Here is a 20,186-nt window from a genome sequence, read left to right as displayed (position 1 = left end):
TCCCCCTCAGCCCCGGACTCGGAGGCGGTCGGTGCTGTCCTCACTGGGCTGTACGACGACGATGCCTTCCCCGGAGAAGCCCATCTGGTAGGCCTCGCCACTGCCGCGCCCGATGAGCGAGCCGGCCCTGAAGCTGCGCTTGCCCTTCACCTTCAGGCTCGGCGACCAGGCGATGAGCGCGTCGGGGTCCACGTAGGTCTCGTCCTCGCCGCGGCCGCAGTCGACCACGATGGGGGTGCCGCGCGAGGTCAGGGCGACGTGCCCCTGCCCGCTGACCGTGATGTTCCACAGGCCCTGCCCGGTGAACTTGGCGAGGCCCTTCACCCGCTCGACGCCCCACTGGAGGTGCGCGTCGAAGGCGAGGAGGTTGGTGCCGTTGACGGAGATCGACTCGCCACCGAGGTTGATGACGACGACGTCCGCGCCGTAGTCGGCGAGGTAGAGCAGGCCGTCACCGGAGCACTTCATAAGAGGCGCGCCCTCACCGGTCATCCAGTCACGGGCGATCTGGCGGACGGCGGGCGGGTTGGGCTCGTACTGGACGAAGCCTTCGTAGGCGACCATCGAGCCCACGCGCGCGAAGAGGTCGTTTCCGGTCTGCATGGCGACCTTCAGCATGTTGCTGCCGTGGTTCTCCATGCGGGCGGCTACCGGGGTCGGGGCGAAGCCCGCGAGCGGCTGGTTCATGACGGGCTCCCTCAGACCTCGTACGGCTGGACGACGATGAAGTTGCCGGGTGCGCCCCGGAACTGCAGGTTGACGCCTTCGCCGCTGTCGCCCGGATAGGCGTTGCGGCGCATGCGGACCTGGTTGGAGACGATCGCCTGCGAGGCCGCGGACCAGGCCACGACGGCGTTGGAGTCGGCGAACGTGGTGGGCGTGACCGGCAGCACGACGGGCGTGCCGTGGGTCTTCACGACGACCGTTCCCGTGCCCTGGAACTGGAGCACGAACAGGGCCCCTCCGGGGATGCCGTGCCCTTCGATCCTGCGGACTTCGTGCTGCAGGCTCTCGTCGAACGCGAGGACGTTCTCCGCGGAGACGCAGATCGCGTCGCCCTGGAGCTCGATGGGGTGCACGTGGGTGGCCTCTTCCGCGAAGAAGACCTGGCCACGGCCGGAGCAGCGCATCAGCTGCATCTCCTGGCCGGTGGCGTTGCCCACGATGCGGCCCGCGAACCCGGCGCCCTTGTAGCTGAATTCGACCTTGCCCTGGTAGAGCACCATGCTGCCCTGACGGGCGAGGACGGGCTGGTCGCCACCGGCTCCGAGGTCGACCCGGATCAGCTTCTTGTTCTGGAGCGTCCAGCGCTGCCCCGTCGGAGCCTCGCGGAACTTCTCCAGGGCGGCGGCCACGCCCGGCGCGGCGGCCTGCTGCGGGATGCCCTGCGGCGCACCCTGCGGGGAGGGAGCGGCCGGGGGCTGGCCGAAGACGTGCTGAGCAGGGGGCGTCTGGGGCTGCTGCCCGAAGCCCTGCGGAGCGGGCGGAGTCTGGGGCTGCTGGCCGTAGCCGGGCGGCAGGGTTGCGCCGCCCTGGCCGGGGACCTGGCCGAACTGCGGCTGCTGGGGCGGCTGCTGGCCGTACGGGTTCGGAGCGGTCGGCGCCGGGGGCGGCGGGACCGTGCCGGGCGGTGTGGCGAGCGGGGCGGCGATGGTGGGCGCCGCGTGCACCGAAGGCGCGGGGGCCGGCGGGGGCGTGGGTGCCGCCGGGGCGGTGTTCTGCGGCATCGGCTCGGGCGCCGGAGCGGGTGCGGGCGGGGCAGGCGCGGGTGCCGGAGCAGGCGCTGCGGGGGCCGCGAAGGACGGCGGTGCGGCGGCCTGGGCGGGAGGCGCGAAGCTGGGGGCCGCGGACTGCTCTGGCGCGGCAGCGGGCTCCTCCTCCGCGACCTCGCCACCGAAGTTCTTCAGCAGCGCGTCCAGGCCCCCGTCGAAGCCCTGCCCGACAGCGGCGAACCGCCACACGTCCTTCAGATAGAAATCGCCCAGCATCACCGCACGCTCGGTGGAGAACTCACCACCCTGGAAGGAATACCGCGCGACTTCCTCACCACCGGCGACGATACGGATGTATCCGGGAGCGACCTGCGACATCTGCCCGGCACCGTCGATGGTCGCGGTGAACGAAAGCTTTTGGATGTTCGCGGGGATCTTCTCGAGTGTGACGCGGAAGGACTCCGTGTCACCGGCCTGTGCGCCGAGCAGTTGGACGGATTCCTCGGGCGTTTTCGGCTGGTTGAAGAAGACGAAGTACCGGTCGTCGGACAACCGCTCGTCGGCGTCGAGGCCGAAGCAGCTGATGTCGAAGCTCAGTCCGGGGCCGGTGATCTGTACACCCACGTACAGATCCGTGCCAGCGGTGAGGTCACTGATCTTGGCCTTGTGGCCGCGTTGGAATTCCCTGGCCATGCGTAACGACCGTCCCCCATCCCGATGGTGATTGCGTCGCGCCAGGCTATCCGCAAACACCGACAGTGGGAGAAGTCGGTACACCCCTGGTACAGAAGGCGCGCTGAAGGACGATCAGTCGCCGCGCGTGGCAGGCAGATGCGGGAGCCGGTCGGCCGCGACCACTCCTTCGAGATATCCCCGCGCCCGCTCCGTGCGCGGATACGCCTCCAGGAGTCTCCAGAACCGCGGCCCGTGGCCGGGGACCAGCAGGTGCGCGAGCTCATGGATGAGTACGTAATCGACGACGTACTCGGGCATGCCCTGCAGCCGGTGGGAGAGCCGGATGCTGCCTTCCGCAGGAGTGCACGAACCCCACCGGGTGTTCTGGTTCGTGACCCACCGCACCGAAGCGGGGCGGGCCTTCCCGTCGAGGTACTGGTCCGACAGGCGCTCGGCGCGGTCCGCCAGCTCGGTGTCGCCGAGCACTCGCTTGCTCTCCTGCGCGGCGAGCTTGTCGAGCATGACGCCCACCCAGCGCTTCTCCTCGGCCTCCGACATGCGCGCCGGGATGAGCACCACGGTGCGATCGCCCTCGCGGTACGCGGAGACAGTTCTGCGACGCCGGGAGCTCCTGCGCACCTCGACCGCGCTCGCCCCCAGGCCGCCAGAGGGCGGGCTGGTCGTGCTGCGCGCTGTGTTCGTGGCACGGTGCAGTGGGTCGGCGGACACGCCCCGACGTTACCCGCTGGACCGGGCGGAAGTCCCGCCTCCGGAAGTCTTCGGTGCGGCCCCGCGATCCGCCTCTCGATTAGTACGACTATCACCCACAGCCTGTGGACAACTTTCCGCACGACTCCGGCCGTCCGGGCATGCTGGCGGTCGATCGACGGGAACGAGGCCGTCGGCACAGTACGGGGGACAGCCATGCATCCGATCCTGAAGCCGGCCCTGCGGCGCGGCTGGCACGACCTGAACACGGTGCAGTTCGGGCTCACGCCGGCTCATGCGGTCGTACTCGGCCCGGTCGACACGGCCACCGGCAGCTTCCTGACACTGATCGACGGCACCCGCGGGGTCCCGCTCCTGCGGGAGGAGGCCCAGAGAATGGGCCTTCCGGACGGGCATGTGGACGCGCTCCTGGAGCGGCTGAGCGGAGCGGGACTCGTCGACGACGCGACCGGCGGCGGCAGGCCCGGCGCGGAACTGCGCAAACAGACGCGCGCAATGGATCGGCTCCGCCCCGACCATGCCGCCCTGACCGTCACGACATCGGAACCGGCCGAAGCGATACTGAAGTTGACCGCCCGGCGCGCGATGCGGGTCCAGGTAAGAGGCGCCGGACGGGTGGGCACGGTGATCGCCTCGGTGCTCGCGTCCGCGGGTGTCGGCCATGTGGACGTGCGGGACGGCGGATGCGTCGAACCCTGGGACGTGGCACCGGGCGGGCATCCGGTGGAGGCGACGGGCGAGCGCCGGGACGTGTCCGCACGGCGGGTGGTGCGCTCGATGGCGCCGGCCAGGCCGCCGCGCCCCGACCGGCGCAGGTCGGCCCCCGAGCGCCTCTCGGAGCCGGATCCCGAAGTGCCCCCGCTCTCCCTCGTGATCATTGCTCCGCGTGACGGACTCGCGGTCCACTCCCCCGACCCGGCCGCCGTCGAGGACCTGCTGGAGACCGGAATTCCCCACCTGTACGCGGGCGTCGTCGAGGCCACCGGTGTGGTCGGGCCGCTGGTGCTGCCCGGCGGGACTGGCTGCGCGCACTGCCTGCTCCTCGGGCGCACGGACCGCGATCCGACCTGGCCCCGGCTGCTCGCCCAGTGGAGTTCGGGGCCGGCCGGTCGTCAGGTGCAGGCCTGCGACCTGGGCCTTGCCATCGCCGTCGCGGGACTCGCCGCGGCCCATGGACTGACCTTCCTCGACGGGGAGTTGCCGTCGAGCACGGGGGCACGCTGGGAGGCGGCCGCGCCGGGCCTGGACTGGCACGCCCGACCGGTGTGGCCACATCCACAGTGCCCGTGCGGTGCGGGTGAGAGAGGTAACGGGCAGGAGGTCTCCGTGGAAGAAGAGCCGCACGACACAATGGCGGGGTAGGCAATGGCTGTCGGCACCACGGCACCCGGGCATGCGCGGCATGGCTGTTCGGCATTTGGAGGGGTGTATGTCTGATCTTCCCCGGAAGGCGGTTACCCGTACCGCCAAGCTGGCAGCACTGCCGATCGGCTTCGCGGGTCGCGCGACCTGGGGCATCGGCAGACGCATCGGCGGCAAGTCCGCCGAGATCGTCGGGCGGGAACTGCAGCAGCGCACGGCGGATCAGCTGTTCAAGGTGCTCGGTGAACTCAAGGGCGGGGCCATGAAGTTCGGGCAGGCGCTGTCCGTCTTCGAGTCCGCCCTGCCGGAGGACGTCGCGGGCCCGTACCGCGCCGCCCTGACGAAGCTTCAGGAGGCCGCGCCTCCGATGCCGACCCGCACCGTGCACGCGGTTCTCGACGAGCGGCTCGGCGAGCAATGGCGCGAGCTGTTCCTCGAGTTCGAGGACAAACCCTCGGCCGCCGCGTCGATCGGACAGGTGCATCGCGCCGTGTGGCACGACGGTCGCGAGGTCGCCGTGAAGGTGCAGTACCCGGGCGCGGGCGAGGCCCTGCTGTCGGACCTCGGCCAACTGAGCCGCTTCGCACGCCTGTTGGGCCCGCTGATCCCGGGCATGGACATCAAGCCACTCATCACCGAGTTGCGCGACCGGGTCTCCGAGGAACTGGACTACGCGCTGGAGGCGCGTGCCCAGCAGACACACGCGGAAGAGTTCGCCGACGACCCCGATGTCGTGGTGCCGCAGGTGGTGCACCAGTGCGAGCAGGTGCTGGTGACGGAGTGGATCGACGGGACACCGCTCGCCGAGATCATCGACAACGGCAGCGAGGAGGAGCGCGATCGCGCAGGTCAGCTACTGGCCCGCTTTCTGTTCTCGGGGCCCGCGCGCACGGGCCTGCTGCACGCGGATCCCCATCCGGGCAACTTCCGGCTGCTGCCGGACGAGAAGGGCGGCTGGCGCCTCGGCGTCCTCGACTTCGGCACGGTCGATCGACTGCCCGGCGGCCTGCCCGAGCCGATCGGTGCCTCCCTGCGCAGGACGCTCGACGGCGAAGCGGAAGGGGTCTACGAGCTGCTCTGCGAGGAGGGCTTCGTCAAGGAGTCGATCGAGCTCGAACCGGACGCGGTGCTCGACTACTTGCTGCCGATCATCGAGTCGGCCCGCGTCGACGCCTTCACGTTCACCCGCTCCTGGATGCGCCATCAGGCGGCCCGGATAGCCGACCCCCGCTCCCCCGCCCATCAACTGGGCAAGCAGCTCAACCTGCCGCCGTCGTATCTGCTGATACATCGGGTGACGCTCAGCACGATCGGGGTGCTGTGCCAGCTCGGGGCCACCGTGCGGCTGCGGGACGAACTGGAGGCCTGGGTGCCGGGCTTTGCCACCGAGGACGCGGCGGAGATCGAGGACCGGCCGGCGGCGGAGGCCTGATCACCACCAGTCGGAGTCGAGCCGTCCCTCGATGGCCCTGATGTTCTCTCGGGCGCAGGCGTCGCAGAAGTACCGCCGGGTGCCGCCCTCGACGGAACACGTCCAGGTCAGCGGCAGTTCCCGGACTGTCGTGCCACACCGCGCGCACGCGTGGGCCTGGTGGTCGGGCTGTTGCGCGGAGTCCCCGCCAGGAAGAGACGTCACTCGGCGACGATAACTCGATGAACCGATGAGCGCCGGGCGCCACACGCCTCGGGGGCCGGTCCGCTTGGGACCGGCCCCCGAGGAAGCAGCCGCTCTGTCGCGGCTCCTGCCGACGAAGCTGATGTCGACGGTTTCAGTTGGTTACTGCATGACGGCCATGGCGAGCGCACGCCGGGCGCGCAGCGAAGCGCGCTCGGCACGGCGCTGCATCCGGCGGGCGGTGGCCAGGCGCACGGCCCGGCGTTCGCTCTCGGCCACCCGCAGCTGCTCGTGCATATGCGCACGAGCCAGGGCTTCTGGGATGAGTTGCATCTGACGGGTCCTGTTCTGGCGCGACTCGTGCGCGCCGGGGGTGGTGAAGTCTGGGATTGCGGAACCTGCGGGCTCGCTCGTGGACGGCTTCATCGGGGCCTGCTTCTTGGGGTCGTGCGTCAGGGGGCGATCGATCGTTCCGGGGGTGTTCATGCCACGACCGGGTTCTTGCGCGGGCGGCCACGCGGCCGCTTCCGGGCAACGACAACGCCCTGGACGAACAGCTCGCCGCCCCAGACGCCCCAGGGCTCACGCCGCTCCTTGGCGCCGGCGAGGCAGGCCTCCATCAGCGGGCAGGTACGGCAGAGGGACTTGGCGTACTCGACGTCCGCCGGCGACTCCGCGAAGAAGACCTCGGGGTCGTAGGCACGGCAGGGGACGGGCACGTCGAGGTTCTCGATGGCGTCGTCGAGCGCGGTGAGCGCGGTCAGCGGGTTCAAGGTGGAGTCCTCCGTGGACACGGGCTGGGAAAGAGGGTCTGAAGGCGGTACGGACGGGGCGTGCGCTTCGAGTTGCACGGTGTCTTTTTCCTCGTCTGGTCGTCCGGCCGGTGGGCCGGGTGGCGGTGGTACCGGGTTCTTTTCTTGTCCCGAGGCCCCTGTTTCTCTGGTTCCTCGGAAGATCGCTGGATCTTCCGGGAAAACAGAAGGGCCGCGGATCCCGGGTGGGGTTCCGCGGCCCTGAAGGCGCCTGCCTGATCTCGTCAGGCTGGATCGCTCCAGGGTTCAGGCCCACGGAAGGCCCACATCGTGTGGTGCTGCGTCGTCTGCTTCCGGAATCCGGCACCGGCCGCCGCAAAGGCATAGGCCTGAGCCTGTGCCGTCGCTACTGCTTCCGGTGCCTTGGTCGGTCGCTCATTGCGCTCGCGAATGGGAAGACCCGCGAGGGACAGGCCGGACTCCGGACGCATGGCGGAGAAGCCAGACAGACCGGTGCCCAGGTTCGAGGAGCCGAGCAGGCAGGAAGCGACGACCGAGAGATCGGTCATTTTGGCGGTGCTGATGGAGCTGGCGTTGATGCTGATCACTGGAATCGCCTCCTCTCGGCGTCTCGGGGACCGGTGCGAACCGGTCCGACGGCATTCAAGTACAACACGGAACCAGGGCCTTCGAGAAGACCGCTGCTTTCGTGCTTAAGAACCTATGGGGATTGTTGGGGCATGCGCAAACTATTTTTTCGACGAGTTTGCGTCAGTCGTCCCCGGCCTCCTCGTCGACCTGATCACCAATCGTCTGACCTGCGCAAATGGCCAGAACGTCAGATCCGTACGTCCGAAACTTCCGGCGCCCGACGCCCGGGATGCGGGACAGTTCGGCCGCGTCCTCGGGGGCGGTCTCGGCGATGGCGATCAAGGTCTTGTCCGTGAAGACGCAGAACGCGGGCTGGCCGAGGTCCACCGCCGTGCGGCCCCGCCACTCGATCAGTCGCTCGTACAGCCCCTCGTCCATGTCCGACGGGCAGTCCTCGCAGCGCATCAGCTTCATCTCGGCGGCCTCAAGGGTGCGCCCGCACACGCGGCAGCGGGCCACCTTCCGGTCACCCCTGGGGCGTGTGGGGCCGGAGGACTCGCGGGTGCCCGTGCGGGTCCCGAACTCGATGCCGCCGCGCCCCGCACTCGCCCCGCGCCCCGCCGAGCCCGTCGACCCCGGCCGCAGCCCGTCGAGGAACCGGCTCGGCCTGCGGTTCGGGCGGCCGCCCGGCGAGCGGGACAGCGCCCAGGAAAGGCCGAGATGGCGCCGCGCGCGGGTCACCCCGACGTACAGGAGCCGCCGCTCCTCCTCGACCTGCTCGTCGGTCTTGGCGTAGGTGATCGGCATCATGCCCTCGGCGAGGCCGACCAGGAACACCGCGTCCCACTCGAGGCCCTTCGCCGCGTGCAGCGAAGCGAGGGTGACGCCCTCCACGGTCGGGGCGTGCTGCGCGCTCGCCCGCGCGTCGAGTTCCTCCACGAACGCGCTCAGGGTCGCGGTGGGCTCGGCTCTCGCGAGGTCCCCCGCGAGCCGGGCGATGGCGGCGAGCGACTCCCAGCGGTCCCGCACGGCGCCGGACCCCGCGGGCGGCTCCGTGGTCCAACCCGCGCCGGACAGGACGGCTCTGACCTGGGAGGGAAGATCGACGGCCTCGTCGAGTCCCGCGTCGTTGTCACCGAAGCGGGCCGCCGCGCGCAGCTCGTGGTGTGCCTTGCGCACCTCGGCCCGCTCGAAGAAGCGCTCGGCGCCGCGCAGCTGGTAGGGCACGCCCGCGTCGGCGAGTGCCTGTTCGTAGATCTCCGACTGCCCGTTCGTCCGGAACAGGATCGCGATCTCGCCGGCCGACACCCCGGAGTCGATCAGCTCCCGGATGCGGCCTGCGGCGCCTTCGGCCTCGGCGGGCTCGTCGGCGTACTCGATGTAGGTCGGCTCGGGGCCCGCCTCGCGCTGCGAAATCAGTTCCAGGCGGTGCTCGGCGGCGCGGCCGCTCGCCCTGGTCAGGACCCCATTGGCAAGGTGCACGACCTGGGGTGAGGAGCGGTAGTCGCGGACCAGCTTGACGACGGTGGCACTGGGGTGGCGCGTGCGGAAGTTGAGCAGGTGGTCGGGGGTGGCACCGGTGAAGGAGTAGATCGTCTGGCTGGCGTCACCGACGACGCAGAGGCTGTCGCGCTCGCCGAGCCACAGGTCGAGCAGGCGCTGCTGGAGCGGGCTGACGTCCTGGTACTCGTCGACGACGAAGTGCTGGTACTGGGCGCGGATCTGCTCGGCGATGTCCTGCCGGTCCTGGAGGATGCCCACGGTGAGCAGCAGGACGTCCTCGAAGTCGATGAGAGAGCGGTCCCGCTTGAGGGTTTCGTACGCGGAGTAGATCTGGGCGATCTCCGCGGGAAGCCGGGGCGCTTCACGGCCTGCCTTGTGCACCGCCGCGGCGTAGTCACCGGGGACGGTCTGCGTGACCTTGGACCACTCGATCTCCGCGGTCACGTCGCGCAGCTCACCGCGGTCCAGGCGCAGGCGCGAGGCGGCCGCGGCGTCGGCGACGAGCTGGATCTTGCGGTCGACGAGCCGGGGCAGCTCCCCGCCGACCGCCTTGGGCCAGAAGAACTGGAGCTGGCGCAGGGCGGCGGAGTGGAAGGTGCGGGCCTGTACCCCCACGGCGCCGAGCTGCCTGAGCCGGCCACGCATCTCACCGGCGGCACGGTTGGTGAACGTGACGGCGAGGACCGTATTGGGCTGGAGGATCCCCGCGCGGACGCCGTACGCGATGCGATGGGTGATCGCCCGCGTCTTGCCCGTGCCCGCGCCCGCGAGCACACACACCGGACCGTGCAGGGCCGTCGCCACGGCGCGCTGCTCGGGGTCGAGCCCCTCGAGCACCGCGTCGGCGTCACTCGGCGGAGCCGCATATTGGCCACGGCCGGGATCCTGCGGGAACAGGGTGGAGTGCGTTGCTGGTGTCACCCCGCCATGCTGCCAGGTCCGCGGGGACGGATGCGTCGCGTTGTCCACAGGTGCCGACCGTTAGTCGTACCAATGTGTTCGACGTGCGGGAATGGTCGCCGGATCACATACGTTCGACTCATTGCGAACACGCACCCCCAGCCACCGAAGGAGCGCGAGGAAATGCCGGGCACTGTGACGATGTACAGCACCACGTGGTGCGGCTACTGCCAGCGGCTGAAGAAGCAGATGGACCGTGAGGGCATCGGGTACACCGAGGTCAACATCGAGCACGACCCGGAGTCCGCAGCCTTCGTCGAGAAGGCGAACGGCGGGAACCAGACGGTCCCCACGCTCCTCGTGGTGTCCGACAGCGGCTCCGAGTCGGTCATGACGAACCCGTCGCTGGCCCAGGTCAAGCAGGCCATGGCCGCCTGAGCCGACCTGTCCCGAGCGAATGGCCCCCGCCCGCCCACGGGTACGGGGGCTTTCCGCTGTCCGCGGTCAGACGACCAGCAGCACGACCATCACGGCAAGGACGACCAGCAGGACGATCATCGTCAGCAGGTTCGCCGCTCGATTGCCGGTGATGTCCTGGTTGCCCCGGCGCCTGAGCGCCCACTCACGCCGCCGGGCCGCCGCTTCTTCTTCGCGCCTGCGCTGTTCCGCAGAGCCTGCCATTGTCCTGCCCCCTTGCGTCAGGGCTCCTGGGACCACCCTCGCACGAGGTCAGCGGGACCGCAGATGACTCAGAGCGCGTCGCTGGGCTTCGGCAGGGGCTTGCCGTACCAGAGCTCGATCAGCCGGGCCGCGATCGAGATCCCGTAGGGAGGCATGACCTCACCGGAGTCGAAGGCGGCCCGCAGGTCCTCGCGGGAGAACCAGCGCGCCTCGTGGATCTCGTCACCGTCCACGTTGATCTCGAAGGACGTGGCGTGCGCCATGAAGCCGAGCATGAGGCTGGACGGGAACGGCCAGGGCTGGCTGGCGACGTACTCGACGTCACCGACGACGACGCCCGCCTCCTCGAAGACCTCGCGCCGCACCGACTGCTCGATGGACTCGCCGGGCTCGACGAAGCCGGCGAGCGTCGAGAAGCGCCCTTCGGGCCAGTGCACCTGGCGGCCGAGCAGGATGCGGTCCTGATCGTCCGTGACGGCCATGATCACGGCCGGGTCGGTGCGCGGGTAGTGCTCGGCTCCGCAGGCCGGGCAGCGGCGGATGTGACCCGCGGCGGCGATGACGGTGCGTTCGCCGCAGCGGGAGCAGAAACGGTGCAGGCGCTGCCAGTTCTCCAGGGCGACGGCGTGCACCATGAGGCCCGCGTCCCGCTGCGAGAGGAGCATCCCCGCCTCGCGCAGGCCGGCCGGGCGCGCGGACTGGTCCATGCGCCCGGGAAGCGTGTCCTTCTGAAGCGCGAAGTAGCTCACGCCGTCCTCGTCGGTGCCCAGGAAGTAGCGATGCGCCTCCGTGAGGGGCGCTTCGAAGGCCGGGGTCATGACCAGTTCCGTCGTGCCGTCCGGTGTCTCGTCGATGAGCGCCTGACCGCCCGAGACCACGAAGACACGGGTGGTGGGGTGGCTCCACGCGGCGGCGAGCCAGGCCTCGTCGAGGCGGTGGTGCGCGGCGCGGTCGATTCCGCTCGGCGCGGAGAGCGAGAGGGGTCGCGTTGCGGCGAGGTCGGCGGTTCGGTCGGTCCAGGTGGTCACGAGTGCTTCCAACTCCCCGGGTGGAAAGGGCGGTTCGGCGGGCGGTTCGGCGAGGTGGGTGCGCGGGGCCTCAATCAGTGTGCATCTGCCCAGCTCTCCGCGAGATCGCCCCATAGATAGGCGGTTGTTTCGACACCCTTCATGAGGAGGTCGAGTTCGACCTTCTCGTTGGGGGCGTGCCAGCCGTCGGAGGGCACGGAGATGCCCAGGAAGAGCACCGGGGCGTCGAGGACGTCCTGAAGGTCGGCCGCGGGACCCGAGCCGCCCTCGCGCGTGAAGCGGATCTTCTGCTCGAAGGCCTGTCCCATGGCGCGTACGACGGATTTCAACGCCGGGTGGTCGAGCGGCGTGAGGCAGGGGCGGGTGGCGGCCCCGAAGGTGACCGTGTGGCGGATCCCCGCGGGCAGCTGCTCGGCGACCCAGGCGGTGACGGCCTTCTCGATCAGGTCCGGATCCTGCCCGGCGACCAGCCGGAAGGAGAGCTTGAGCATCGCGGAGGACGGCACGATCGTCTTGCCGCCGGGGCCCTGGTAGCCGCCGCCGATCCCGTTGACCTCGGCGGTGGGGCGGGCCCAGATCCGCTCCAGAGTGGTGAGCCCGGCCTCTCCGTAGGTGGCGCGGGACTTCGCCGTGCGCAGCCACTGCTCCTCGTCGAACGGAAGCTCCGCGAAGAGTTCGCGCTCCCGGTCGGTGAGCTCCACGATGCCGTCGTAGAAGCCGGGGACGGCCACGCGCGCGTGCTCGTCGTGCAGCGCGGCCACGAGGCGGGCGGCCGCGGTCGCCGGGTTCGGGACGGCGCCGCCGAAGGAGCCGGAGTGGATGTCCTGGTCGGGGCCGTACAGCTGGATCTCGCAGTCGGCGAGGCCGCGCATGCCGGTGCACACCGTGGGGGTGTCCTCGGACCACATGCCGGTGTCGGAGACGATCACGGTGTCCGCGGCCAGGCGCTCCTTGCGCTCTTCTACGAGGGCACGGAAGTGCGGGGAACCCGACTCCTCCTCGCCTTCGACGAGGAGCTTGAGGTTGACCGCGGGTGCGGTGCGGCCGGTCGCGGCCAGGTGGGCGCGCACGCCAAGGGTGTGGAAGAACACCTGACCCTTGTCGTCGGCCGCCCCGCGCGCGTGGAGCCGGTTTCCGACCACGACCGGCTCGAAGGGGTCGGTGTCCCAGCCGTCCTCGCGAGCGGCGGGCTGCACGTCGTGATGTCCGTAGACGAGGACCGTGGGGGCCGCGGGGTCGCCCGAGGGCCACTCGGCGAACACGGCGGGGGCGCCGGGCGTCTCCCACACCTCCGTGGTCGGGAAGCCGGTCCCGGCGAGCTTCGCGGCAAGCCAGTCGGCGCTGCGCCGTACGTCCGGTGCGTGGTCGGGCTGGGCGGACACGGAAGGGATCCGCAACCACGCGGCGAGGTCGTCGAGGAACGCCTCACGGTTGTTCTCGACATACGCACGGACTGTGCTGACGGCAGTGTCAACGGGCTTGCTCATGGTCACGAGCCTATCCGCCCGCCCTCACGTGTTCGTCCGGCGGTTCCTCCATGGGCTCCGCCGGCTGCTGCGGGTCCTCCAGCAGGAGCCGCTCCAGCTCCTCCCGGCCGGGCAGCCGACGCGGCCGGACCGTCTCCCCGGTGCGTACGTACAGGAAGGCGGCGCTCACCGCCTCCAGGGGCACGCCCTGCTGCTCGGCCCAGGCCAGCCGGTAGACGGCCAGCTGGAGGGGGTCGGCGGACTTCCGGTGGGCCGTCTTCCAGTCCACGATCTCGTACGTCGCCTCGTCGCCGTCGCCCTCCTTGTAGACGGCGTCGATACGGCCGCGAACGACGCGGCCCGCGATGGCCAGCTGGAAGGACGTCTCGACCCGGTAGGGAGAGCGATGGGCGTACGGGGTGCGCTCGAAGGCTTCCTTGAGCTCCTCCAGGTCGCGCTCGTCCGCGATCTCGGCATCGCTGCCGGGGAGCTCCTCGGGGTCGAGCATGGGCAGCCGCAGCTCTTCGAAGCGCGCCTCGATCCAGGCGTGGAACCGGGTGCCCCTGCGGGCCGCCGGCTGCGGCGGCTGGGGCATGGGGCGGGCGAGTTCCTGGGCGAAGGCGTCCGGGTCGGCGGCCATCCGCAGCAGCTGGGACGCGGTGAGCGTGTGCGGGACGGGAACATCGCGCACGGCGGCGCGGGCGCGCAACAGCTCGCCCGTCAGCGCGTCGAGGTCGCGGTCCCAGGAGGCGATGGTGCGCGCCTCCTCCGGGGTGAGCTCCGCTTCCGGGGCGGGAGCGGGATGCGGCACGACCGGGGCCGCCCGCTCGGGCTCGGCCACGCGCGCGACGGCACCGGCCGGGGACGCGTCGTCTTCGTAGCGGGCGTGGTCGTCCTCGTAGGGGTCGTGGTCGCCCCCGTCCGGGACGTAGTCGTCCTCGTAGGGGTCGTAGGGCGGTTCGTCGTCCTCGGGCGGCGGGGGCCAGTCGGGGTCCTCGAAGGGCGGCTCGTCGAGGACGGCGGGGTGCGTCTCCGTGTGGGCATACGCGGTCTCGGGCCCCGCGGCGCGCTCCAGGTGGGCGAGGACCGTATGGGCGGCGGCCCGGCGTCGCGCCCGCGCCTCCTCGTCCAGCGGCAGCGGCCAGGCGTGCTCGGCCGAATTCTCTTGGAGGGCCGGGTTCTCCTCGTTCTCCGCCGGTTCGTCCGCCCAGGCCTCGATCTCGCCGTACCCGGCGGCGCAGTGCTCGTACAGCGCCTGAAGGAAGTCCGAAGGGCCACGCGTGCGCTTCTGGGACGGTCCCCACCAGTGGCCGGAGCCGAGCAGCAGGGAGCGCGGACGCGTGAACGTGACGTATCCCAGGCGCAGTTCCTCGGTGTGCTGGTGGTCCTTCATGTCGGCGTGGAAGGCCTTCATGCCCTTGGAGTCCCACGTCTCGATTTCGGGCAGCGTGGCGCCGTCACCACGCAGTTCGTGGGGCAGCACCTTGGCCTGTGCCGTCCACTTCTCACGGCCTTGCGTGCTCGGGAACGTGCCGTTGACGAGACCGGGAACGGCGACGACATCCCATTCGAGGCCCTTGGATTTGTGGGCGGTGAGCACCTTCACGGTGTCCTCGCCACCGGGCAGCGCGTTGTCGAGGCCCTTCTCGTACTGCGCTGCGGTGCGCAGGAATCCGAGGAAGGCGAGCAGCGTCGCCGAGCCGTCGTTGGCCGCGAAGGACGCGGCGATGTCGAGGAAGTTGGACAGCGTCTCGCGGCGCCGGGCCGCCAACGCGTGCGGGGACGCGGAGAGTTCGACCTCCAGGCCGGTGACCGCCAGGACACGGTGCAGCACGTCCATGAGGGGGTCGGACAACGAGCGGCGCAGCTCGCGCAGTTCGGTGGCGAGCCGGGCGAAGCGCACGCGCGCGTCCGGTGAGAACGGCAGCCCGTCGTCGTCCTCATCGGTGTCGGTCGAGGTCTCCAGGAACGTATCGAGCGCGTCCGCCAGCGATATCACCTCGGAGGGATCGACCCCCTCGACGGCCGCGGCCAGGCGCCGGTCCGGGTCGTCGTCCTCTCCCCCGCGCGCGTGGGAGACCAAAAAGCGTGCCCGGCGCCCGAGGAGGGCGAGGTCGCGCGGGCCGATGCGCCAGCGCGGTCCGGTCAGGAGCCGCACGAGGGAGGCGTTGGCACCGGGGTCCTGGAGGACCTCGCACATGGCGACCAGGTCGGCGATCTCCGGGAGGTGCAACAGGCCGGAGAGGCCGACCACTTCGACCGGGATGTCACGGGCGACCAGGGCGCCCTGGATCTCGGCGAAGTCGGTCGCAGTGCGGCACAGCACGGCGATCTCGCCGGGCGCCGTTCCGGTGGCGACGAGGTGGCCGATGGAGTCGGCGAGCCAGTCGATCTCCTCGCTGTGCGTGCTCAGCAGGGCGCAGCGCACGACACCGTCCCCTTCGGCCCCGGGGGCGGGGCGCAGGGCCTCCACGCCCGCGTGCATCGCCCGGAGCGGCTCGGCCATCCCGTTGGCGAGGTCGAGCAGGCGGCCGCCACTGCGCCGGTTCTCGCTCAGCGAGAAGCGGGTGGCCGGGCGCCCGTCCGCGTACGCGAAGTGGCGCGGGAAGTCGTCGAGGTTGGCGACGGAGGCTCCGCGCCACCCGTAGATCGCCTGGCAAGGGTCGCCGACGGCGGTCACCGCGTGGCCCGTTCCCCCGCCGAAGAGGCCCGCGAGCAGGATCCGCTGCGCCACCGAGGTGTCCTGGTACTCGTCGAGCAGGACCACGCGGAACTCGTCGCGCAGGATCTCGCCGACCTCGGGCCGCGTGTCGGCCAGCGTCGCCGACAGGGCGATCTGGTCGCCGAAGTCGAGGAGGTCCCGCGAGCGCTTGGCCTCCCTGTAGTGCCCCACGAGCTCGGCCAGCTCCAGGCGCGCGGCGGCCGCCTCGGGCACCTTCCGCAGGTCTGCGTTGCTGAGCTTGACGCCTTCGAGGGCGCGCAGCAGCTCATGGTCGTACGCGCGCAGCCTGCCTGGCTGTACGAGGTGTTCCGCCAGCTCGCCGTCCAACGTGAGCAGGTCGCTGACCAGGTCGGCGAAGGAGCGGGTGAGAGCGGGATAGGGGCCGGGGGCTTCGCGCAGCACGCGCGCGGCGAGCTGGAAGCGGGTGGCGTCGGCGAGCAGCCGCGTCGTGGGTTCGAGCCCTATGCGCAGGCCGTGGTCGGTCAGCAGCCGGCCCGCGAAGGCGTGGTACGTGGAGATCACGGGCTCGCCCGGAGGGTTGTCCGGGTCGATGGCGTCGGGGTCGGTGACGCCGGCCTTGATCAGGGCCTTGCGGACCCGCTCGGCCAGTTCCCCGGCCGCCTTGTTGGTGAAGGTGAGGCCCAGGACCTGCTCAGGGGCGACCTGCCCTGTACCGACCAGCCAGACGACGCGGGCGGCCATCACCGTCGTCTTGCCGGAGCCCGCTCCGGCCACGATCACCTGCGGGGCGGGCGGCGCGGTGATGCAGGCCGTCTGCTCCGGGGTGAACGGGATGCCGAGCAGCTCTTTGAGCTGCTCGGGGTCGGTGAGGCGCGTGGTCACCTCATCGAGGCTAACGGGCACCACTGACAGCGCCGTCCTGTTCCGGCTCAGTGGAGGCACACGTCACTCGACGACGTGCTTGCCCTCCGGACGCGCGCTGCACGAGGCACGGAAGGCGCAGTGCGCGCAGTGCTGCCCGGTGGTCGGCACGAAGCGCTCGTCGAGGACCTTGCCGGCCGCGGTGGCGAGGAGGTCGCCGACCCACTCCCCCTCGAGGGGCTCTTGTGCCTGCACCTTCGGCAGGGCCTCGCCGCCGTCCTTCTTGGCGGCGCCCTGGCGAAGCTGCACCAGTTCCGCTCCTCCGGAGTGCGGACGAGCTCCGTCGAAGACCTCGTCGACCACGCCTTCGTTCACGGCGAGCTGGTACACGGCGAGCTGTGGGTGGTGGGCGACGTCCGCGGCGCTCGGTGTCTGCTTGCCGGTTTTGAAGTCGACTACGTAGGCACGGCCCTCGGCGTCCCGCTCCACACGGTCCATGGAGCCGCGAATGCGCACTTCGTAGGAGCCTGCTTCGAGCGTCACGTCGAAGTCGTGCTCGCTGGCGACGGCAGTGCGGCCCGTGCGGTCCATGACGTGCCACTGAAGGAACCGTTCGAGCGCGGCGCGGGCGTTCTCCTTCTCCTGGGCCGACTTCCAGGGCGCGTCGAAGGCGAGGGAGTCCCACACGGAGTCCAGGCGCTCCATGAGGACGGCGAGGTCGGCGGGTGTGCGCCCGGAGGCGACTTCGTCGGCCAGGACGTGCACGACGTTGCCGAATCCCTGGGCCGCTGTGGCGGGGGCGTCCGCCTTCACCTCGCGGCCGAGGAACCACTGCAGGGCGCAGGTGTTGGCCAGCTGGTCGAGGGCGCTTCCGGAGAGCACGACGGGCTTGTCCCGGTCGCGCAGCGGCACCTTGCTCTCGGTCGGCTCGTACATGCCCCACCAGCGGTACGGGTGGGCGGACGGCACGAGCGGTCTTCCGTCGTCGTCGCTGAGCGCCGCGAGCTGGGCGAGGCGGCGCGCGGCGGCCTCGCGCAGCCCTTCGGAGACGCGCGGGTCGACCGTCGTGGCGCGCAGTTCGGCGACGAGCGCGGCCACCGCCAGGGGGCGGCGCGGGCGCCCGGTGACGTCCTTGGGTTCCACGCCCAGCTCGGTCAGGAACCGGGACGGCTGGTCGCCGTCGTCCGCGGGCGCCTTCACCGCGGTGACGACGAGCCGCTCCCTCGCGCGCGTGGCGGCGACGTAGAACAGGCGTCGTTCCTCTGTGAGCAGCGCCCCGGGGGTGAGGGGTTCGGCGAGGCCGTCGCGTCCGATGCGGTCGGCCTCCAGGAGTGAACCGCGGCGCCGCAGATCGGGCCACAGCCCTTCCTGGACGCCCGCGACGACGACGAGCCGCCACTCCAGGCCCTTGGAGCGGTGCGCGGTCATCAGGCGCACGGCGTCGGGGCGCACGGCGCGTCCGGCGAGGGTGTCGGCCGCGATGTCCTGGGCCTCCAGTTCCTCCAGGAAGTTGCGGGCGCCACGGCCTCCGGTGCGCTCCTCCGCGCGCGAGGCGACGGCGAACAGGGCGCAGACGGCGTCCAGATCACGGTCCGCGTTGCGCCCGGCCGCGCCGCCTCGACGGGCGGCGCGCTCGAGCCGGTTCGGCCAGGGGGTGCCGTTCCACAGCTCCCAGAGGGCTTCCTCGGCGGTGCCGCCGTCGGCAAGCTTCTGGCGGGCGGTGGCGAGGAGCGCCCCGAGACGCTGCGCGCCGCGGGCGTACGCCGGGTCGTGCAGGGCGAGCCGCTCGGGCTCGACAAGAGCACGCGCTAGCAGCTCGTCCGAGGGCGGCGGCAGCGCGTTCCCGGACGCGCGTTCCTCCTCGCGCAGCGCGCGCCCCAGGCGGCGCAGATCGGCCGTGTCCATCCCGGCGAGCGGCGAGGCCAGGAGTTCGAGAGCCGTCTCGGTGTCGAGCCGGTACTCGTTTTCCGGGGTGTCCGGGGCGTCGGGGGCGTCCGGGGAGCCCGAGGCGTCCTCAGTGTCCGGAGAGTCCGGGGTATCCGCCCGGGCCACCACCTTGAGAGCCGTCAGCAGCGGCGTGACCGCCGGTTCGTGGCGCAGCGGCAGGTCGTCGCCGTCGATGTCGAGGGGGACGCCGGCCGCCGTGAGCGCGCGCCGCACCCCCGGAATGCTGCGCGCGCCGGCGCGCACCAGGACGGCCATGTCGCTCCACGGGATGCCGTCCTCCAAGTGGGCACGCCGCAGGATGTCCGCGATGTTGTCGAGCTCCGTACCGGACGTCGGATACGTGTAGACCTCGGCCCTGCCTCCGTCGCGTACGGGCGACAGCTCACGGTGGGCACGCACCTTGTGCGCGGGCAGCCGGGTCAGGGGCATCCGCTGGGTGATGCGGCGCGTCGCCTCCAGGAGACGGGCGCCGGAACGCCGGGATGTGGTGAGCACTTCGACCGGGGCGGGGGCGCCGTCCGCCTGCGGGAAGTCCCCGCGGAAGTCCAGGATGCCGTTCACGTCCGCGCCCCGGAACGCGTAGATCGACTGGTCCGGGTCGCCGAAGGCGACGAGCGTGCGCCCCCCGCCCGCGAGCGCGTGCAGCAGCCGCACCTGGGCGGGGTCGGTGTCCTGGTACTCGTCGACGAACACGGCGTCGTACTGCGTGGCGAGCCGGTCCGCGACCTCCGTGCGGCGCGCGAGGAGCACGGCGCGATGCACCAGTTCCGCGTAGTCGAGCACGCCCTGTGCGTCGAGGACGTCCAGGTACTCGGCAAGGAAGGTGGCGGCCGCCCGCCAGTCCGGACGGCCGATGCGGCGTGCGAAGGCGTCCAGGGCGGCCGGCCCCAGGCCCAGCTCCCGGCTCCGGGCGAGGACCGCGCGTACCTCGTCGGCGAAGCCCCGCGTGGTGAGGCACGCGCGCAGCTCGTCGGGCCAGCGCACATGCGCGAGCCCCGCCTGCTCCAGGTCGATCTGCCCCGCGAGCAGTTCCCGTACGGCGACGTCCTGCTCGGGCCCCGACAGCAGCCGCAAGGGCTCCACGAAGAGGTCCGCGTCCTGGTGGGCGCGGACCAGGGCGTAACAGAACGAGTGGAACGTCGTGGCCTGTGGGGCGTGTGCGGCGCCGATGCGCTGCGCCATGCGGTCACGCAGTTCGACCGCGGCCTTCCGGCTGAACGTGAGCACCAGGATGCGTTCGGGGTCGGTGCCCTTGGCGATGCGCGCCGATACGGCCTCCACGAGCGTCGTGGACTTGCCCGTTCCGGGACCGGCCAGAACGAGGAGCGGCCCGTGGGCATGGTCAACCACCGCACGCTGATGTGCGTCCAGACGAGGGGGGGCCACCTGAGCCGGCGGAGTACGCACCAGTCGGTACGCACCGGGGAGCCCCTGTCGAACCTGGTGCTGCGACAGGTGCCGGGTGGACGAGGAGGAGCTCACGTGGATCGCTGGTCCTGGTGGGTTTGCTGGTGGTCGAAGAGCCGTCCGCGCGAAGCGGTGGCCGTGGGGTGAAGGAGGTGTCTGCCATCGACGGTGCCGTCGACGCTACGCCGTCGAGTGTGGCGGAAGCCGGGCTTCCGGTGCCTCTCCCGCACTCCTCCGGGCGCAGATGTGCCCGTTCTCACCAACGGACACGGGG

At 71.2% G+C, this 20,186-nt stretch carries 16 protein-coding genes; 3 read left to right on the top strand and 13 right to left on the bottom strand.

Annotated features, from left to right (window positions below):
• Nucleotides 1-6: 6 nt before the first annotated feature.
• From OG746_RS10775 to OG746_RS10765, 3 genes are all read right to left on the bottom strand, one after another.
• The gene (locus tag OG746_RS10775; RefSeq protein ID WP_266713860.1) at nucleotides 7-687 is read right to left on the bottom strand and encodes an AIM24 family protein; all 681 of its coding nucleotides are present in this window, start codon (nucleotides 685-687) and stop codon (nucleotides 7-9) included.
• Between the two features lie 11 nt (nucleotides 688-698).
• Nucleotides 699-2,405, bottom strand: coding sequence for a TerD family protein (locus tag OG746_RS10770; RefSeq protein ID WP_266713858.1), 1,707 nt, complete (start codon nucleotides 2,403-2,405; stop codon nucleotides 699-701).
• A gap of 114 nt (nucleotides 2,406-2,519) precedes the next feature.
• Nucleotides 2,520-3,116, bottom strand: a complete 597-nt coding sequence (locus OG746_RS10765; RefSeq protein ID WP_266713856.1) for a M48 metallopeptidase family protein — start codon at nucleotides 3,114-3,116, stop codon at nucleotides 2,520-2,522.
• A 195-nt stretch (nucleotides 3,117-3,311) separates the two neighbouring features.
• Between OG746_RS10765 and OG746_RS10760 the strand changes: the two genes are divergently transcribed.
• Both OG746_RS10760 and OG746_RS10755 read left to right on the top strand, forming a co-directional pair.
• Nucleotides 3,312-4,478 carry a TOMM precursor leader peptide-binding protein gene (locus OG746_RS10760; protein ID WP_266713854.1) on the top strand — a complete coding sequence of 389 codons (1,167 nt, stop codon included), beginning with the start codon at nucleotides 3,312-3,314 and terminating at the stop codon, nucleotides 4,476-4,478.
• A gap of 67 nt (nucleotides 4,479-4,545) precedes the next feature.
• On the top strand, nucleotides 4,546-5,910 hold the full coding sequence (locus OG746_RS10755; protein ID WP_266713852.1) for an ABC1 kinase family protein: 1,365 nt from the start codon (nucleotides 4,546-4,548) through the stop codon (nucleotides 5,908-5,910).
• On the opposite strand, the gene OG746_RS10750 is transcribed toward OG746_RS10755, so the two are convergent.
• The 5 genes from OG746_RS10750 to OG746_RS10730 form a co-directional block, all read right to left on the bottom strand.
• On the bottom strand, nucleotides 5,911-6,114 hold the full coding sequence (locus OG746_RS10750; RefSeq protein WP_266713850.1) for a hypothetical protein: 204 nt from the start codon (nucleotides 6,112-6,114) through the stop codon (nucleotides 5,911-5,913).
• A gap of 141 nt (nucleotides 6,115-6,255) precedes the next feature.
• A complete protein-coding gene (locus OG746_RS10745; RefSeq protein ID WP_266713848.1) occupies nucleotides 6,256-6,579 on the bottom strand; it encodes a putative WhiB-interacting protein in 324 nt (107 codons plus the stop codon).
• A complete protein-coding gene (locus OG746_RS10740) occupies nucleotides 6,576-6,944 on the bottom strand; it encodes a WhiB family transcriptional regulator (protein WP_266713846.1) in 369 nt (122 codons plus the stop codon). Before OG746_RS10740 ends, OG746_RS10745 begins: the two co-directional genes overlap by 4 nt.
• A gap of 185 nt (nucleotides 6,945-7,129) precedes the next feature.
• A complete protein-coding gene (locus OG746_RS10735; protein ID WP_266713844.1) occupies nucleotides 7,130-7,453 on the bottom strand; it encodes a hypothetical protein in 324 nt (107 codons plus the stop codon).
• Between the two features lie 163 nt (nucleotides 7,454-7,616).
• The gene (locus OG746_RS10730) at nucleotides 7,617-9,860 is read right to left on the bottom strand and encodes a UvrD-helicase domain-containing protein (RefSeq protein WP_524540393.1); all 2,244 of its coding nucleotides are present in this window, start codon (nucleotides 9,858-9,860) and stop codon (nucleotides 7,617-7,619) included.
• 162 nt (nucleotides 9,861-10,022) lie between these two features.
• Here OG746_RS10730 and OG746_RS10725 point away from each other — a divergent pair, with 162 nt between their 5' ends.
• Entirely contained in the window at nucleotides 10,023-10,277 is a 255-nt protein-coding gene (locus tag OG746_RS10725) for a mycoredoxin (RefSeq protein ID WP_266713842.1), read from the top strand.
• Nucleotides 10,278-10,343: 66 nt separating this feature from the next.
• On the opposite strand, the gene OG746_RS10720 is transcribed toward OG746_RS10725, so the two are convergent.
• The 5 genes from OG746_RS10720 to OG746_RS10700 all read right to left on the bottom strand — a co-directional run bounded on the left by OG746_RS10720 (nucleotide 10,344) and on the right by OG746_RS10700 (nucleotide 19,987).
• A complete protein-coding gene (locus OG746_RS10720) occupies nucleotides 10,344-10,520 on the bottom strand; it encodes a hypothetical protein (protein WP_266713840.1) in 177 nt (58 codons plus the stop codon).
• Between the two features lie 68 nt (nucleotides 10,521-10,588).
• Complete coding sequence (nudC, locus tag OG746_RS10715) at nucleotides 10,589-11,548, bottom strand: NAD(+) diphosphatase (protein WP_266713838.1); 960 nt, start codon at nucleotides 11,546-11,548, stop codon at nucleotides 10,589-10,591.
• Nucleotides 11,549-11,622: 74 nt separating this feature from the next.
• The gene (locus OG746_RS10710) at nucleotides 11,623-13,035 is read right to left on the bottom strand and encodes a dipeptidase (protein WP_266713836.1); all 1,413 of its coding nucleotides are present in this window, start codon (nucleotides 13,033-13,035) and stop codon (nucleotides 11,623-11,625) included.
• A gap of 10 nt (nucleotides 13,036-13,045) precedes the next feature.
• Nucleotides 13,046-16,579 carry an ATP-dependent DNA helicase gene (locus OG746_RS10705; RefSeq protein ID WP_266713834.1) on the bottom strand — a complete coding sequence of 1,178 codons (3,534 nt, stop codon included), beginning with the start codon at nucleotides 16,577-16,579 and terminating at the stop codon, nucleotides 13,046-13,048.
• Between the two features lie 63 nt (nucleotides 16,580-16,642).
• Nucleotides 16,643-19,987, bottom strand: coding sequence for an ATP-dependent helicase (locus OG746_RS10700; RefSeq protein ID WP_266713832.1), 3,345 nt, complete (start codon nucleotides 19,985-19,987; stop codon nucleotides 16,643-16,645).
• Between the last annotated feature and the right edge of the window lie 199 nt (nucleotides 19,988-20,186).

This window comes from Streptomyces sp. NBC_01016 (assembly GCF_026341035.1).
Lineage (GTDB): Bacteria > Actinomycetota > Actinomycetes > Streptomycetales > Streptomycetaceae > Streptomyces.
The sequence above is the reverse complement of the archived record's forward strand: the minus strand, read 5'-3'. Positions and strand labels throughout refer to the sequence as shown.